The following is a 15458-nucleotide window of genomic DNA, read 5'->3' on the forward strand; positions in this document are numbered from 1 at the left end:
GTCTTGTGTGCTGTGTCGTGCCGCGGGCAGCAGCCGCTACTGTCCCCCTTGCTGCTCCTGCTGCCGGGCGCGCTCCTCGGGAGAGGGCCCGAAGGTGTCGTCCAGCTGCTGGTTGAACTGCTGGTCGTCGACCCCGAGCAGGTCGTTCATCATGTCGGTGCGGATTCCGCCGTTGCCCTCGGTGAGCAGGGCGCGCCCGGTGTCCTTCCAGGTCTGCCCCATCTCGTCACCGGCCCGCTCCCAGGACGCCGCGCTGTAGTCCGGCATGTCCGGGGTGAAGATGTCGCCCCAGCCCTGCTGCGCGACCTCTTCCTCCGTCAGGTGCGGATTCCCGGTCGGCGAGAGGGCGTTCACGGTCACCTTCAGGGTGTTGCCCCAGTACTGGTCCTCTTCCCACATCAGACCCGCGGCCAGGCCCAGCCGGTTGGCTATCTCGTTCGCGTCCTGGACGAGCGCCCGGACGCCCCACTCCCAGCGGTCGCAGAACCCCTCGAAGGCATCGGCCAGGCCCTTGCCCCCGGCCTCCATCTTGGACATCGTCATGTCCGAGAACCCGGAGCCCTGAAGCGCGCCGGTGTTGTCCCCGACGTCCTTGAGTTCGCTGATCGCCGCCCGCAGACCCCTGGTGATCAGGTCCACGGACTCCTTGCCGACATTGAGATCCCCGTCGTTGCTCACTGTCCGGCCCCCTGTGCCCGCTCGCCGCCGACCCCGCCGTCGGCCCCGTCGTCGTCCATGTCCACCGCGACCTCGTCCGGGACGATCCCGCGCACCGGCGGGAACATCATCGACCCGTCCTCGTCCGCCACGTCCACCGCGACGCCCGCGGGGCGGCCCATCTCCGGAACCATCACATCCAGCAGCCGCGCGCCGAGCACGGCGGCGTACTCCCACTCCTGGCCCGGGGCGGAGCCGCGCGCGGTGGCGAAGCGGGCCAGCGCGGACTCGTCGGTGAAGGCGTAGATCCAGCGGATGCCGCCGTACTCGGCCGTCATGAAACCGTCATCGGCCACCGGCACCAGGACGGCCGTGCGCCGGAACTCGCCGACCATCGCGGCGGGATCACCCGCACCCGCGCGCACCGCGGCTATGTGCTCTGCCAGTTCCATGGGCCCCCCGTTCCCGTGTCACCTGTGTTCATCAGCCGTGTTCACCAACCGTGTTCACCAGCTGTGTGCATCAACGACATCCCAGGTCACCGTACCCTCGCAGGGTCTCATGATCCGGGATCGCGTCGTCCACTGTTGCAAACCTCGTACAAACGACGTCTCAGTCACCCGGGGCGTCCTGGTACGCCTCGCCGCCCAGCTCGAGGGCGGCGGCGCCCGCGGTGACGTCCGCCAGCCAGCCGCGGAAGGCGTCGACGTCCGCGTCGGGGAGCCCCAGCTCGATGGTCACCGCCTCGGCATAGCGCACGCCGCGCACCGCGCGGCCGGTGGCCCGCAGGTCGTTCTCGAGCCGTCCGGCCCGCTCGTGGCCGACGGTGACGGTCGCCAGCCGGAACCGCTGCCGGGTGACGGTGCCCAGCGCGTCCAGGGCCTCGCCGACCACGCCGCCATAGGCGCGGATCAGCCCGCCCGCGCCGAGCTTCACGCCGCCGTAGTAGCGGGTGACGACGGCCACGACGTAGCGCATCTCCCGGCGCAGCAGCATCTGGAGCATCGGCACCCCCGCCGTGCCGCCCGGCTCCCCGTCGTCGCTCGCCTTCTGGACGCCGCCGTCGGCGCCGATGACGTAGGCGTAGCAGTTGTGGCTGGCGGAGGGGTGCTCGTCGCGGACGCGCCGGATGAACTCCTGGGCCTCGTGCTCGGTCGCGGCGGGCGCCAGCGAACAGAGGAAGCGCGATCTGTTGATCTCGATCTCGTGCACGCCCGCGCGCGCGACCGTCCGGTACCGCTCCTGCATCGGACCACCCTATGCCTTCGGCTTACGGAGATCGCCGGGGGAATGGCCCGGGGCCCGTGTTGGTTGCCGAACGCAGATGACCATCCGGCCAGACGATGTCCAAGCAGGAGGCAGGCGTGTACGGCGATCCGGCGGAGATCCGCGAGATCCTCACCGAGCTCGGTGACACCTGGGCGGTAGTGGGGCTCTCCTCGAACCAGTCGCGCGCGGCGTACCGGGTCGCGGAGGTGCTCCAGCGGTACGGCAAGCGGATCGTCCCCGTGCACCCGAAGGCCGAGACGGTGCACGGGGAGCAGGGTTACGCGTCGTTGTCCGACATCCCCTTCGCGGTGGACGTCGTGGACGTGTTCGTCAACAGCGAGCTGGCGGGCCAGGTCGCCGACGAGGCCGTGGCCATCGGCGCCAAGGCGGTGTGGTTCCAGCTGGGGGTGGTCGACGAGGCGGCGTACGAGCGCACCCGCGGCGCGGGGCTCGCCATGGTGATGAACCACTGCCCCGCCATCGAGATCCCCCGGCTGGCCTGACCCCGCGGCGGCCGCCCCGCGCCGGGCCGCCTCCGAAGCAGCGGCCAGGCGCCCGGGGCTCAGACCCCGAGGCCCTCCAGGACCTCCGCTCCCGGCAGCGCGGCGAGCGCCTTGCCCGGCAGGATGAGCTTGCCGCGGCGGCTGCCGCTGCCGATGAGGACGTACGGGGTGTCGGCGACGGCCGCGTCGATCAGGAGCGGCCAGCCGGCGGGCAGGCCGATCGGGGTGACGCCGCCGAACTCCATGCCGGTCTCCCCGAGCGCCGTGTCCATCGGTGCGAACGAGGCCTTGCGGGCGCCGAGCCGGCGGCGCGCCGCGCCGTTGACGTCCACGCGGGTGTGGGAGAGGACCACGCACGCGGCGAGGGTCACCTCGCCGCCCCGCTTGCCCGCGACCACCACACAGTTCGCGGACTGCTCCAGCAGCCAGGCCCCGTAGTGATCCACGATGGCGGCCGTGTCGGCCATGTCCGGGTCGGTGTCCACGTACAGCACCTGCTCCACGGGCAGCGGGCCGCGCCAGGCGCGCAGGGCGTCGGCCACCGGCGCGGTCAGCAGGTCGAGGCATTCGACGGCGGGACGGGCATCGTCGAAGGCGTCCATCGGCGTACTCATGTGGTCAAGTTAGCAGCGCGTCCGGGGCCCGATCCGCCGCCCGCACGGCTCGCGGCCCGGCGCCTCAGCGCGCCGGCGGCACGGAGACGGTCATGGTCATCACCACCGGCTCCGTGCCGTCGTTGCGGTAGCCGTGGGGGACGCTCGCCTCGAAGGCCGCCGAGGAGCCGGCCGGCACCGGATAGGTCTCGTCGCCGACGGTCAGGGTGGCCTCGCCCACCGTGACGTGCAGCAGTTCGTAGGTGCCGGACGGATGCGGGTCCGACGTGCTGCCCTCGCCCGGCATCAGCCGCCACTCCCACATCTCCAGCGGGCCGTGCGCCTCCGCGCCGACCAGGAGGGTGCCGTGGCTGCCGGCGTCGGTGGACCACATCCGCACCGCCTGCTCGGCGGGGACGAGCTGCACCTGGGGGCCGCGCTCCTGGTCGAGCAGGGTGGTGATGCCCACCCCGAGCGCGTCGGCGAGCTTGACCGTGGTGCCGACGCTCGGGTTGGTACGGGCCTGCTCGATCTGGATGATCATGCCGCGGCTGACCCCGGAGCGGGCCGCGAGGGCGTCGAGGGTGAAGCCACGCTCATTGCGTCGGCGTCTGAGGTTGCGTGCGAGGGCCCGGGTGAGCTGGTCGAGGTCCGTCACGATCCGTCCGTCCAATATTCTGAATGGTGTGGTGCACTCCAACGTCCATCACACTGTACGGCGGGCCTCCGGGGGCTACCGTGCCACTCGGCGCCGTACGGTGCGGCGGCGACGGATGACACCAGGGAGTGGGCCATGGCCGAGCGGGCGTTGATCGCGGGTGTGGGCGGCAAGGAGCCGAAGGTCGACCCGGAGGCGTTCACCGCCCCGACGTCCGTGGTGATCGGCGATGTGGCGCTGGGCGCCGGGGCGAGCGTCTGGTATCACGCGGTGCTGCGCGGCGACACCGAGACGATCAGCGTGGGGGCCGGGAGCAACATCCAGGACAACTGCACGGTGCACGCCGATCCGGGGTTCCCGGCCACCGTCGGCGAGCGGGTGTCGGTGGGCCACAACGCGGTGCTGCACGGCTGTGTCATCGAGGACGATGTGCTGGTCGGCATGGGCGCCACCGTTCTCAATGGCGCCCGGGTCGGCGCCGGCTCCCTGGTCGCCGCGCAGGCGCTGGTCCCGCAGGGGATGCAGGTGCCGCCGGGCTCGCTGGTCGCGGGGGTGCCCGCGAAGGTCAGGCGGGAGCTGACCGAGGAGGAGCGGGAGGGGATCCGGGCGAACGCGGCGGGCTATACGGAGCTGGCCCGCCACCACCGTGACGCCGCGCTGGAGCGCGAGGACCGGGAGCGGCGGGCCTGAGCGGACCGGGCGGGGTCAGTCGGCGGCCGGGACGGGCTCCGGCTCGGCCGCCCCGGACTCGGCGCGCCTGGCCGCCTCGGCCTTCTTCGCGCGCCGCTTCATCACGAGCATCGAGCCGAGGCCGAAGAGCAGCGCCGCCACCAGGCCCAGCCAGGAGAAGCGCTTGAGCCAGTCCTCGGCGACCTTGCCGACCGAGTAGATGACCGCGGTGGTGCCGCCCGCCCAGACGATGCCGCCCAGCACGTTGGCGATCAGGAACTTCCAGTAGGGCATGCGCAGACATCCGGCGAGCGGGCCGGCGAAGATGCGCAGCAGCGCGATGAAGCGGCCCACGAAGACCGCCCACATGCCCCACTTGTGGAAATATCGCTCGGCAGTGGCCACATGCTCGGCGCTGAAGTGCTTGGGGAATTTCCGGCCCAGCCAGTTCAGCAGCGGCTGGCCGCCCCTCCGGCCGATGAGATAGCCGATCGAGTCGCCGATGACCGCGCCCGCGATGGCGGAGGCGCCCAGAATGTATGGATCGATGTGGTCCTGGGAGGCCGCCAGCAGGCTCGCGCTGACGAGAATGATCTCCCCGGGGAGCGGGATGCCCAGGCTCTCCAGGCCGATGACCAGGCCGACCAGCAGATAGACGCTGACCGCGGGTACGGTCTCGAGCCATTCCTCGATATGCAACGCCGGTTCCTCCCCAGACGGCCGGACTTTTCCCGGCGTGCGCCGATTCGGCGCACGTCGGGAAGCCTACTCAATCAGCGCGGGCTCGCCACATCGCACGTGCGACGCTCCCTCCCCTGGAGATGGCCTGCGGGGCCGTCCCGGTTCCCGCTGAGCGGCACGGCGTGCGAGAGCCGGTCGCCGAACGCGGCGGGGGCGGTCGCACCGAGGGGTGGCCATAGCCGTCGCCCCTGGTCCCCCTTATCGTTACTGGCCATGTGGCCAGGACAGCAGCCGCCCGGGGGCGAGCCGAATCCGCAAGATCCGAACCCCTATCAGCAGCCGGGGTATCACCAGCCGAACCCGTACCAGCAGCCGGGTTACCACCAGCCGAATCCTTATCAGCAGCCCCAGCAGGGGCAGCCGCAGCAACCCCAGCCGCCACAGCCGCCGGCCCCGCAGCCACAGCCGCCGCAGGGGCAGTACCCACCACAGGGGCAGTACCCGCCGCAGGGGCAGCCGCAGCCGGGGTATGACATGCCCACGCAGGCCTGGGGCGGCCCCGCCGCGCAGCCCGGCCCGCCGGAGCCACCGCGGAAGAAGAACCGCACGGCCGTCATCGCCGTCGTCGCGGCGGTGGCGGTGGTCGCCGCCGCCGGGGTGACCGCCGTGTTCGTGCTGAACAAGGACGACAGCAAGAAGGACGAGGCGAAGACCGACAAGAAGCCCTCCGCCACCGCGCCCTCCTCCGCGAGCTCACCCGCTCAGGACGGCGACAGCGAGGAGGAGGACAACCCGCGCGCGGGCGTGACCGCCAAGCCGGTCATCCCCGGCTGGAAGACGGTCGTCAACCCCAAGCGGCACGACGCCTTCGACGTCCCCGCCGGCTGGTATGTGGCGTCGCCCGACACCTTGAGCTCGTACTCCAAGGACGGCAAGCCGATCATCTCGATGACCGGCCCCGCCTACTACAAGAGGGAGAACTGCACGGTCAAGGACAAGAAGACCGGCCTCACCGGCTCCAGCCCCCTGGCCGGAACGGGCACCAAGGGCGCCCAGGGCGCGAAGACCCAGGCCGAGGCCGCCAAGAACGAGGCGCTCAACTGGGTCTACGCCGTCTTCGACCAGGAGAAGACCGGCACCTTCAAGTACACCAAGCCGAAGAAGTTCACCAGTGACCACGGCATCACGGGCTACTCCTCCTCGGCCACCGTCACCGGTGTGAAGAAGACCGACAAGTGCTCGTCGGACGGCAAGTCGTTCACCGTCACGTACACGGACATCAACGGCGACTTCGCGACCTGGGTCCTCTACGCGGCGAAGGGCGTCAAGGACGAGGTCCCGGACGAGACCATCAAGAAGATCATGAGCACGCTGCGGCCGCTGAAGTCCACCTCCTGAGCCGGTCCGGCTCCCCCGTCGATTCGGCTTCCGGGCCGATCCGGCTGAAATCCGCTTGGCGCCGGGGCTCGCCCCCGGGGATAGTCCGCGGGTGACTACCCCTTCAACCGCACGCCGGCGACCACACCGCCCCGCCTGGGCCGGCCGCAACTACAGCCTGCTGACCGCCGCCGCCGTGGTGACGGGCCTCGGCAACGCCGGAGCCCTGATCGCGGCGGCGTTCGCGGTCCTGGAGGCCGGCGGGGACGGCGGCGACGTGGGCCTCGTCGCCGCGGCGCGCACCGTCCCGCTCGTCGTCTTCCTGCTGATCGGCGGCGCGATCGCGGACCGGCTGCCGCGCCACCGCGTGATGGTCGCGGCCAACACCCTCAACTGCCTGTCCCAGGCCGCCTTCGCCGCGCTCGTGCTGTCCGGCGAGGCACGGCTGTGGCAGATGGCCCTGCTCTCCGCGCTCGGCGGCACCGGGCAGGCGTTCTTCTCCCCCGCCGCCGAGGGCATGCTGCTCTCCAGCGTGGACGGCGAACAGGCCAGCCGCGCCTTCGCGGTGTTCCGGATGGGCACGCACGGCGCGCAGATCGGCGGCGCGGCGCTCGGCGGCGCGCTCATCGCGGCCGTCGGCCCCGGCTGGGTCCTGGTCGTCGACGCCGCCGCCTTCGCCCTCGCGGGCCTCATGCGGGCCTTCCTCGACGTCGACCACGTGGCCAGGCGCGAGAGCGGCGGGCTGCTGCGGGATCTGCGCGACGGCTGGCGGGAGGTGGCGAGCCGGGCCTGGCTGTGGGGCATCGTGGTGCAGTTCTCGGTGGTCAACGCCGTGGTGGCGGCGGCCGAGGCGGTGTACGGGCCGCTGGTCGCCGAGGAACACCTGGGTGGTGCGCGGCCCTGGGGGCTCGCGCTCGCCGCATACGGCGCCGGAACCGTCCTGGGCGGGCTGCTGATGACGCGCTGGAAGCCACGGCGGCTGCTGCTGGTCGGCACGGTGTGCGTGTTCCCGTTCGCCCTGCCCTCGGCCGCGCTCGCCGTCCCGCTGCCCGTCCCCGCGCTGTGCGCGGTGATGTTCGCCGGCGGGGTCTCCATCGAGGTGTTCGGCGTGTCCTGGATGACCGCGCTGCACCAGGAGATACCGCAGGACAAGCTGTCGCGGGTCGCCTCGTACGACTGGTTCGGCTCGGTGTCCATGGTCCCGATCGCCACGGCGCTCGCCGGGCCGGCCGAGAGCGCCTTCGGCCGCACCGCCGCGCTGTGGGGGTGCTCGGCGCTGATCGTGCTGCTGACCCTGGCCGTGCTGGCGGTGCCGGACGTACGGCAGCTGCGGCGACGCACCGCCGGGCCCCCGCCCGTCGCGGAGGGCGGCCCCGGCGAGCCGGAGGGGACGCGGCCGGACGGCAGGGAGCCGGACGGGACGGAGCCGGTCAGCCGATACTGAAGGCGCCGCCCGGCGGCTCGGGCGAGGGCACCGCGTCCACATCCCGGACGGGCGCGGCCTCTCGGACGAAGCGCTCCAGCGCCGCGCCGTGCTCGACCCGCGCGGGGAAGGTGTCGGCGGCGGTGCGGCGCGCCAGGCCGTCGATCGGGAGTTCGCGGTCCGAGGCCACCAGCACCGCGTTGCCGAACCGGCGGCCGCGCAGCACCGCGGGCTCCGCGATCAGGCACACCTGGGCGAAGGCCGCCTGGAGCGTGGCCACTTGGGAGCGGAGGAAGGTGAAGGGCGCGCCGTCGGCGAGGTTGGCCGCGTAGTGGCCGCCCGGCCGCAGCGCCCAGGCGGCGGCGCGCGCGTACTCGACGGAGGTGAGGTGCGCGGGGACGCGCGAGCCGCCGAACACATCGGCCACGATCACATCGGCCGACGCGCCGGGGGCGGCCTCCAGCGCGGTACGGGCGTCCGCCCGGCGCACCGCGATCCCCGCGCCGGCGGGCAGCGGCAGCCGCTCGGCGACCAGATCGAGCAGCCCGCCGTCGGCCTCGATCACCTCCTGGCGCGAGCCGGGGCGGACGGCCGCCACGAAGCGCGGCAGGGTGAGCGCGCCGCCGCCCAGGTGCAGCACGTCCAGCGGGGTGCCCGGGGCTCCGGTGAGCTCCAGGACGTGGGCGAGCCGCCGCGCGTACTCGAACTCCAGGTGGGTGGGGTCGTCCAGGTCGACATACGACTGGGGGGAGCCGTCCACCGTGAGCAGCCAGGCGCGCGGCCGGTCCACGTCCGGCATCAGCTTGGCGGTGCCCCGGTCCACGTCCCTGATCACGGGTATCGGCTCGTCCACGCTCGCATTGTGCCGCGTGGAACGCGCGGCTCCGGCCGCCCCGGTGCGCCGTGGCGGCGTATCGGGGCGGCCGTGTTCTCAACTCTGGTCCGCGACCGCGGTCACCGTGCCCGCGCCCACCGTGCGGCCGCCCTCGCGGATCGCGAAGCCCAGGCCGGACTCCAGCGGCAGCGCGTGCCCGAGCTCGATGTCCATGGTGACGGTGTCACCGGGCCGGGCCACGCCCGTCGTGCCGAGGTCGACATCGCCGACCACATCGGCCGTGCGGATGTAGAACTGCGGACGGTAGCCGCTGGACAGCGGTGTGCGCCGGCCGCCCTCCGCCGCCGACAGCACATACACCCGCGCGGTGAAGCGCCGCCGGGGCACCACGCTGCCGGGGGCGGCGACCACATGGCCGCGGCGCACCGCGTCCCGCGCGACACCGCGCAGCAGCAGGGCCACGTTGTCCCCGGCCTCGGCGAACTCCATCGGCTTGCCGAACGTCTCGACGCCCGTGACCACCGTGGTGGTGTCGGCGCCGAGCACCTCCACGCGGTCGCCGACGCGGACCGTGCCGCGCTCGACGGCGCCGGTGACGACCGTGCCACGCCCGGTGATGGTCAGGACGTTCTCCACCGGGAGCAGGAACGGGGCGTCGGTGTAGCGCACCGGCATCGGCACATAGGTGTCGACCGCGTCGAGCAGGGCCTCGATGGAGCCGGTCCAGCGCGGGTCCCCGGCCAGCGCGCGCAGCCCGGAGACCCGTACGACGGGGGTGGTCTCGCCGGGGTAGCCGTGCGCGGACAGCAGCTCGCGCACCTCCAGCTCGACCAGGTCGGTGAGTTCGGAGTCGCCCGCGTCGGCCTTGTTGAGGGCGACCACGATGTGGTCGACGCCGACCTGACGGGCGAGCAGCACATGCTCGGCGGTCTGCGGCATGACGCCGTCGAGCGCCGAGACGACCAGGATCGCGCCGTCGAGTTGGGCCGCACCCGTCACCATGTTCTTGATGAAGTCGGCGTGGCCGGGCATGTCGACGTGCGCGTAGTGGCGCGTGTCCGTCTCGTACTCGACGTGCGCGATGTTGATGGTGATGCCGCGCGCCGCCTCCTCCGGGGCGCGGTCGATGCGCTCGAAGGGGACGTAGGTGCCGCCGGCGCCGCGCTCGCTGAGGACCTTGGTGATGGCGGCGGTCAACGTGGTCTTGCCGTGGTCGACATGGCCGATGGTGCCGATGTTCAGATGCGGCTTGGTGCGCAGATAGGCCTGCTTGGACATGGATCCGTTCCTCCTCGGAACAGCGACGCTGAAAGGAGGACCCCAGGGCCGGACCGACCCTCCCCTGGCGGGGTCCCGTCGGAGGTGTCCGAGGAGGGTCAGAGTCGGGCGCCGTCGACGCAGGCGGACGCGCATGCGGCGATCGGAGGTGCGACCTGAAGGACGGCAGCCTTCGGCGCGTCCGCGACTGCGGACGTCGTCACGAGGAAGGACTGCCGGAACATACCGCTGATCGTCGCGTATCGGGGGGCGCCCGTCGAATGGTTTTTCCTCGCCTGGTTCTTCGTCGCCGGGCCCGGCGGCGAACGGCGGCCGACCGCCGGGGGACGGCCGCGGAGCCGCCCAAGGACCGCTTCGGATACGCTCCTTCGATGCTGGATGTCGCCGCCCCGCCCGCCACACCGGCCGAGCGCCGCGCCCGTGCGCTGCTCTCGCCGCGGCTGCGCCTGTGCCTGCTGGTGGCGTTGCTGGCGGGCGCCGCGGGCGCGGTCTGGGCGTGGCAGCCGCACCGGCTGCTGGCCGAGGGGTGGCCGCCGCAGCTGTCCGGCGGCACGGCCGCGGTGATCTTCGCGCTCGCGTACGGGGGGTGTGCCGCGGCCCTGGTGCCGCGGCCGCTGCTGAACCTGGCGGCGGGCGCGCTGTTCGGGGCCTCGACCGGGCTGGCCGCCGCGGTGGCCGGGACGGTGCTGGGCGCCGGGATCTCCTTCGGTCTGGGCAGGCTGCTGGGCCAGGACGCGCTGCGGCCGCTGCTGCGCGCCCGCTGGCTGGTGGCGGCCGACCGGCAGCTGAGCCGGCACGGCTTCCGGTCCATGCTGGCGATCCGGCTGTTCCCGGGCGTACCGTTCGCCGCCGCGAACTACTGTGCCGCCGTGTCACGGATGGGCTGGGTCCCGTTCCTGCTGGCGACCGCCCTCGGCAGTGTGCCGAACACCGCCGCGTACGCGGTGGCGGGCAGCCGCGCCACCACCCCGACCTCGCCGGTGTTCCTGGCCGCGCTGGCCTGTATCGCGGTGCCCGCGCTCGTGGGATGCGTCATGGCGTGGCGCAGGCGGGGCCGGCTGGGCGGCACACGCGAAACGGTTCAGGACACCACCCGGGCCGAGCCGACACCGGCCGAACCGGGTCCGCCCATGGCCGGAAGGCAAGGGCATTAGTAGGCCTCTTACCCGGGGACGGTACGCTGCCCCGACGACCGGCGCTGATCCACAGCGGCCGGTCCTCCCCGTCGGCCACCCCGCCTGACCCGCCGCTGCGCCGGTCAGTGCATGATCAGGCTTTGGATAGTAGACGCGATGTCGTGGTTCGAATCATTCATTCTCGGACTGGTCCAGGGGCTGACCGAGTTCCTGCCGATCTCCTCCAGCGCCCATCTGCGGCTCACCGCCGCCTTCGCGGGGTGGAGCGACCCCGGGCCCGCCTTCACGGCCATCACCCAGATCGGCACCGAGCTCGCCGTGCTGATCTACTTCCGCAAGGACATCGCCAACATCGTCTCGGCGTGGTTCCGCTCGCTCTTCAACAAGGAGTGGCGCGGCCATCATGACGCCCGGATGGGGTGGCTGGTGATCGTCGGCTCGATACCCATCGGCCTGCTCGGCGTGACCCTCAAGGACCAGATCGAGGGGCCGTTCCGTGATCTGCGGCTCACCGCCACCATGCTGGTGGTGATGGGCCTCATCCTGGGCTTCGCCGACTGGCGGGCGGCCCGCGACGAGAAGGGCGGCAAGCACCGCGCCCCCGTACAGCGCAAGACACTGCGCGAGCTCGGTATCAAGGACGGTCTGATCTTCGGCTTCTGCCAGGCGATGGCGCTGGTGCCGGGCGTGTCCCGCTCCGGCGCGACGATCAGCGGCGGTCTGCTGATGGGCTACACCCGCGAGGCGGCGGCCCGTTACTCGTTCCTGCTCGCGGTGCCCGCGGTGCTGGCCTCCGGAGCGTATGAGCTGAAGGACGCCTCGGACGGCCACACGGCGTGGGGCCCGACGATCTTCGCAACGGTTATCGCTTTTGTTGTGGGATACGCGGTTATCGCATGGTTCATGAAGTTCATCACCACCAAGAGCTTCATGCCGTTTGTGGTCTACCGGGTGCTGCTGGGCATTGTGGTGTTCGCGCTCGTCGCGCTCGGCGTGCTGAGCGCGCACGCGGCCGAGTCCGCGGGCTGAGCGTTTGGGGGTGGGCCGCCGGCCGAGGAGGGAGGAGTCCGGCGGCCCCTTCGCCCAGGCCTGGCGCACCTGAGCGGGCTGTATGAAGACTCAACCACCACGCCGCGGGGCGCGGGAGGGTGTGCGGTAGATATATGCATGCACTCTGATCACACGGGGTGCGAATTCATCACACCCCGTGCGAGCCTTACCCAACGCTCCGCGCCGCCCCGATCACCCGGACCAGCTCGGTCAGCGAGTCCACGCGCCAGTCCGCCAAGGCCGCGTCGGCCGAGTCCGCCCACAGACACCCCCACGGTCCGCGCCTCAGATGCGCCGCCCGCAGCCCGGCGGCCTTGGCGGGGCGGACATCGAGCGCCGGGTAGTCGCCCACGTACACGGTCTCGTGGGGCGCGGCCCGGGCCAGCTCCATGACATGGCCGAAGAAGCGGGGATCGGGCTTGGCCACGCCCCATCGAGCCGAGGTCGCGATCTCGTCCACCGGCAGCTCCAGCGCGCGCAGCAGCTCACCCGCGCGCTCCGTCTGGTTCCCGGCCACGGCGACCCGGACCCCGAGCGCCCGCAGCGCGTCCAGCGCCGGCCGCACGTCCGGATACAGATCCGCCTCCTCCAGGTGCTCCCCCCGCCCGGCCGCCTCGCGCGCCCGCCACTCGGCCCGCACATCGGCCCCCGGCCGTGCGAGCCGGATCGCCTCCGTGTCGTCCCGCCCCCGCGCCACCACCGCGCCGACCAGCGCGGACAACGTATGCCGGGGAACCCCCAGCCAGTCGGCCCACGACGCCCAGTACCGGTCCTCACGTACCAGAGTCGAGCCGATGTCGAAGACGATCGCCATGGGCATGGGCATGGGCACGGGGCAGCGCGCCCTACATGCCGCTCCGCGCGCCGCCGCCCGCGCCGCCCTCCCAGTCCGCGTACCGGATCCGGGGGCGCTCCAGCACATCCCCGAGCGTCGCCCACTCGTCCTTGCCCAGCCGGGCCAGCGGACGCAGCCTGGTCACCTCGGGGTGGCCGTCGTCCATGACGTGCTCATCGACGGCGGCGTGCACCACCCGGCCGAACACCACGGTGGAGTCCCCGAGCCGCACCGTGCTGTGCAGCTCGCACTCCAGCGCGACCGACGAGGCCGCCACCCGCGGCGGCTTCACCCGCAGACTCGGCTCCCGCGCGATGCCCACCGCCTCGAACTCCCCGACCTCGGGCGGAAAGTCCGTCGCCGTCTCGTTGATCTGCTCAAACAGCTGCTCGGGCGCGAAGTTCACCACGAACTCCCCGGTCTCCTCCACATTGCGCAGCGAGTCCTTGCGCCCCACGGAGGTGAACTGCACGATCGGCGGGGCCACACAGGCGACCGTGAAGAAGGAGTGCGGCGCCAGATTGCAGGTCCCGGCGGCCGAGACGGTGGACACCCAGGCGATCGGCCGGGGGACGACCACGGAGGTCAGCAGCTTGTAGAAGGGAGTGCGACCTACAGCGTCGGGATCGAATTCAATTCGCATACCGCCCAGTATCCGCACATACGGCGGCCCATCCCAAGGGCGGCTCGCGGTCTCATCCGTCCTGTGGGGAAAGGGGCGCCTCTAGAGGGTCCACGTCCCGACGCGTGCCGGGTCGAGCCCTGTGCGGTCCATCTGCCACGTCACGCTCGCGATCTTCGCGCTCTTCGGCACCTCGAAGATCACCCAGCCGGTGGCCCGTTCCCCCTGCGAGAGAGCCATCGTGATGCTCAGGGACTCGCCGTCGGTGGGATCCCCGGGTTTGCCGTTGTGTGCCGTTCCGGCCGTGTCGACGACCGTCGGCGGGGTGTACGGGGCGTCGCTGTAGGTGGCCTTGCCGGTGTTCACGATCGTGAACTCCGCTGCGACCAGGCGGTTTCCGTCGGCGGCCTCGAAGTAGGCGCCCTGGGACTTCGCGTTGTCCACGAACTTGTTCAGCGTGATGTCGGCCGTGGGCGCGGTCGTTTCACCCAGGCCCACGATTCCTACGAGCGAGAGGGTGTCGCCGAGCTTGCCGGCCGTCGAGCTCGCCTGGCTTGGCGCGGCCTCCGGCGACTTCTCACCGCCGGGTTCGGCGGCGGCGCTGGAGTGGGTGCCCTTCGTCGACCCGGCCTTGTCGCCGTCCCCGTCCGAACCCCCACATGCGGTGAGAGCGGCGGTGAGCGCGACGACCGCCGCGGCGGCAGCGATGGAACGGTGCATGGAATCCCCCGTACATACCGTGAAATCAGATCGGTGGCGACATCCCCAAATTCTTGTACACAACAGTGTGCTTGGGATGTTCGTTCCGTAACTGAACGGTGCCAAACCGGGGTGGGGCGCGAGAGCCGTGCGGCCCCGCGCCCCGGATCGGTCACTTATTGGTCTTGGGCAGGCCCGGCGGGTTGATCTCCGACTTCTCGATGGCCTCGGCCGACAGGCCCCAGCGCCCCAGCACCTTCGCGTAGCTCCCGTTGTCGATGATCTCGTTGAGCGCCGAGTTCACCGCCTTGACCAGTCCGTTGTCCTTCTTGGTGGTGGCCGCGATCAGGCCCTGGAGGGTGGCGCCGGCGCCGGAGTAGGTGCCGACGATCTCGGTCTGCCCGGCGGAGGCCACATGGTAGGCGGCGGTCGGGTTGGGGCCGAGGAAGAGCTCGATCCGGCCGGAGGCGAGCGCGAGGTAGGTGTCGCTCTGGTTCTGGTAGTACTTGATCTTCACCGGCTCACGGCCGGCCTTCACGTTCTCCTCGCTCCACTCGACCAGCAGCTTCTCCTGGTTGGTGCCGGTGTCCACCGCTACGGTTCTACCCGCCACGTCCTTGGGCCCGGTGACCTTCAGGCCGCTGCCCTTCTTCGTCTCGAAGGCCAGGTCGTCCTTGCGGTAGCTGGCGAAGTCGTACTTCTCCTTGCGCTCCTCGGTGTCGGTGATGTTGCTGAAGCCGACGTCGTACTTGCCGCTGTCCAGGCCGACGAAGATGTTCTCCCACGACACGGTGTTGATGTGCGGCTCGAGGCCCAGCACATCGGCCACCAGATAGGCGAGGTCGGGCTCCACTCCGATGATCGTCTTGTTGTCGGTGGCGTAGAAGGTCAGCGGCGCGGCGGAGTCGGAGGAGTCGACGATCTCCAGGGTGCCTCTCCTGCGTATCTCCGCGGGCACCTGCGCGGCGATGGAGTCCACCTTGGGGGTGGTGATGCGTTTCTGGTCCGCACTCAGGTTGATCTTCGTACGGGTGCCGTCCTTGGCCGCGACCTCGGTCGTGCCGCCGTCCGAGGGGTTGCCGCAGGCGGCGAGGGCAAGGGCCGCGGCGAGTGAGAGGGCGGCGGTGGCGAAGCGGCGGGTGGGCATGGTGGATCTCCTTGCTCTACGAATAC

General features: G+C 71.6%; 18 protein-coding genes. 6 read left to right on the top strand and 12 right to left on the bottom strand.

Annotated elements, in window-relative coordinates; translation table 11 throughout:
- Positions 1-36: 36 nt before the first annotated feature.
- The 3 genes from ABTY62_RS30735 to ABTY62_RS30745 form a co-directional block, all read right to left on the bottom strand.
- The gene (locus ABTY62_RS30735; RefSeq protein WP_352132679.1) at positions 37-678 is read right to left on the bottom strand and encodes a hypothetical protein; all 642 of its coding nucleotides are present in this window, start codon (positions 676-678) and stop codon (positions 37-39) included.
- Positions 675-1109 carry an SseB family protein gene (locus ABTY62_RS30740; RefSeq protein WP_311729517.1) on the bottom strand — a complete coding sequence of 145 codons (435 nt, stop codon included), beginning with the start codon at positions 1107-1109 and terminating at the stop codon, positions 675-677. The genes ABTY62_RS30735 and ABTY62_RS30740 overlap by 4 nt, the downstream gene beginning before the upstream one ends.
- 160 nt (positions 1110-1269) lie before the next feature.
- A complete protein-coding gene (locus tag ABTY62_RS30745; RefSeq protein ID WP_352132680.1) occupies positions 1270-1905 on the bottom strand; it encodes a YigZ family protein in 636 nt (211 codons plus the stop codon).
- Between the two features lie 116 nt (positions 1906-2021).
- Here ABTY62_RS30745 and ABTY62_RS30750 point away from each other — a divergent pair, with 116 nt between their 5' ends.
- Positions 2022-2429: a CoA-binding protein gene (locus ABTY62_RS30750; RefSeq protein ID WP_311729604.1), complete on the top strand. Its 408-nt coding sequence runs from the start codon at positions 2022-2024 to the stop codon at positions 2427-2429.
- A gap of 59 nt (positions 2430-2488) precedes the next feature.
- Here ABTY62_RS30750 and ABTY62_RS30755 read toward each other — a convergent pair whose 3' ends face one another.
- Both ABTY62_RS30755 and ABTY62_RS30760 read right to left on the bottom strand, forming a co-directional pair.
- Positions 2489-3043: a YbaK/EbsC family protein gene (locus tag ABTY62_RS30755; RefSeq protein WP_352132681.1), complete on the bottom strand. Its 555-nt coding sequence runs from the start codon at positions 3041-3043 to the stop codon at positions 2489-2491.
- A 64-nt stretch (positions 3044-3107) separates the two neighbouring features.
- Positions 3108-3680, bottom strand: coding sequence for a helix-turn-helix domain-containing protein (locus ABTY62_RS30760; protein WP_352132682.1), 573 nt, complete (start codon positions 3678-3680; stop codon positions 3108-3110).
- Positions 3681-3815: 135 nt separating this feature from the next.
- Here ABTY62_RS30760 and ABTY62_RS30765 point away from each other — a divergent pair, with 135 nt between their 5' ends.
- Entirely contained in the window at positions 3816-4370 is a 555-nt protein-coding gene (locus ABTY62_RS30765; protein ID WP_352132683.1) for a gamma carbonic anhydrase family protein, read from the top strand.
- Between the two features lie 15 nt (positions 4371-4385).
- Here ABTY62_RS30765 and ABTY62_RS30770 read toward each other — a convergent pair whose 3' ends face one another.
- A complete protein-coding gene (locus tag ABTY62_RS30770; protein WP_352132684.1) occupies positions 4386-5048 on the bottom strand; it encodes a DedA family protein in 663 nt (220 codons plus the stop codon).
- Positions 5049-5564: 516 nt separating this feature from the next.
- On the opposite strand from ABTY62_RS30770, the gene ABTY62_RS30775 reads away from it, so the two are divergent.
- Positions 5565-6428 carry a DUF8017 domain-containing protein gene (locus tag ABTY62_RS30775; RefSeq protein WP_352132685.1) on the top strand — a complete coding sequence of 288 codons (864 nt, stop codon included), beginning with the start codon at positions 5565-5567 and terminating at the stop codon, positions 6426-6428.
- A 91-nt stretch (positions 6429-6519) separates the two neighbouring features.
- Positions 6520-7851, top strand: a complete 1332-nt coding sequence (locus ABTY62_RS30780) for an MFS transporter (RefSeq protein WP_352132686.1) — start codon at positions 6520-6522, stop codon at positions 7849-7851.
- Here the strand turns inward: ABTY62_RS30780 and ABTY62_RS30785 are convergent.
- Together ABTY62_RS30785 and tuf are read right to left on the bottom strand one after the other, a co-directional pair.
- A complete protein-coding gene (locus ABTY62_RS30785) occupies positions 7838-8683 on the bottom strand; it encodes a spermidine synthase (protein WP_352132687.1) in 846 nt (281 codons plus the stop codon). The two genes, ABTY62_RS30780 and ABTY62_RS30785, sit on opposite strands and share 14 nt — an antisense overlap.
- Positions 8684-8761: 78 nt before the next feature.
- Positions 8762-9943: an elongation factor Tu gene (tuf, locus tag ABTY62_RS30790; protein ID WP_352132688.1), complete on the bottom strand. Its 1182-nt coding sequence runs from the start codon at positions 9941-9943 to the stop codon at positions 8762-8764.
- A gap of 371 nt (positions 9944-10314) precedes the next feature.
- On the opposite strand from tuf, the gene ABTY62_RS30795 reads away from it, so the two are divergent.
- On the top strand, positions 10315-11097 hold the full coding sequence (locus ABTY62_RS30795) for a TVP38/TMEM64 family protein (protein WP_352132689.1): 783 nt from the start codon (positions 10315-10317) through the stop codon (positions 11095-11097).
- 138 nt (positions 11098-11235) lie between these two features.
- Positions 11236-12108, top strand: a complete 873-nt coding sequence (locus ABTY62_RS30800) for an undecaprenyl-diphosphate phosphatase (protein ID WP_352132690.1) — start codon at positions 11236-11238, stop codon at positions 12106-12108.
- 187 nt (positions 12109-12295) lie between these two features.
- Here ABTY62_RS30800 and ABTY62_RS30805 read toward each other — a convergent pair whose 3' ends face one another.
- The 4 genes from ABTY62_RS30805 to ABTY62_RS30820 form a co-directional block, all read right to left on the bottom strand.
- Complete coding sequence (locus ABTY62_RS30805) at positions 12296-12949, bottom strand: HAD family hydrolase (RefSeq protein ID WP_352132766.1); 654 nt, start codon at positions 12947-12949, stop codon at positions 12296-12298.
- 25 nt (positions 12950-12974) lie between these two features.
- Positions 12975-13607, bottom strand: coding sequence for a flavin reductase family protein (locus ABTY62_RS30810; protein WP_352132691.1), 633 nt, complete (start codon positions 13605-13607; stop codon positions 12975-12977).
- An 81-nt stretch (positions 13608-13688) separates the two neighbouring features.
- Positions 13689-14306, bottom strand: coding sequence for a DUF4352 domain-containing protein (locus ABTY62_RS30815; protein WP_352132692.1), 618 nt, complete (start codon positions 14304-14306; stop codon positions 13689-13691).
- Positions 14307-14457: 151 nt separating this feature from the next.
- The gene (locus ABTY62_RS30820) at positions 14458-15432 is read right to left on the bottom strand and encodes an ABC transporter substrate-binding protein (protein WP_352132693.1); all 975 of its coding nucleotides are present in this window, start codon (positions 15430-15432) and stop codon (positions 14458-14460) included.
- Between the last annotated feature and the right edge of the window lie 26 nt (positions 15433-15458).

Origin of the sequence: Streptomyces sp. NPDC097640 (genome assembly GCF_040302705.1) — a bacterium.
Classification (GTDB): Bacteria; Actinomycetota; Actinomycetes; order Streptomycetales; family Streptomycetaceae; genus Streptomyces.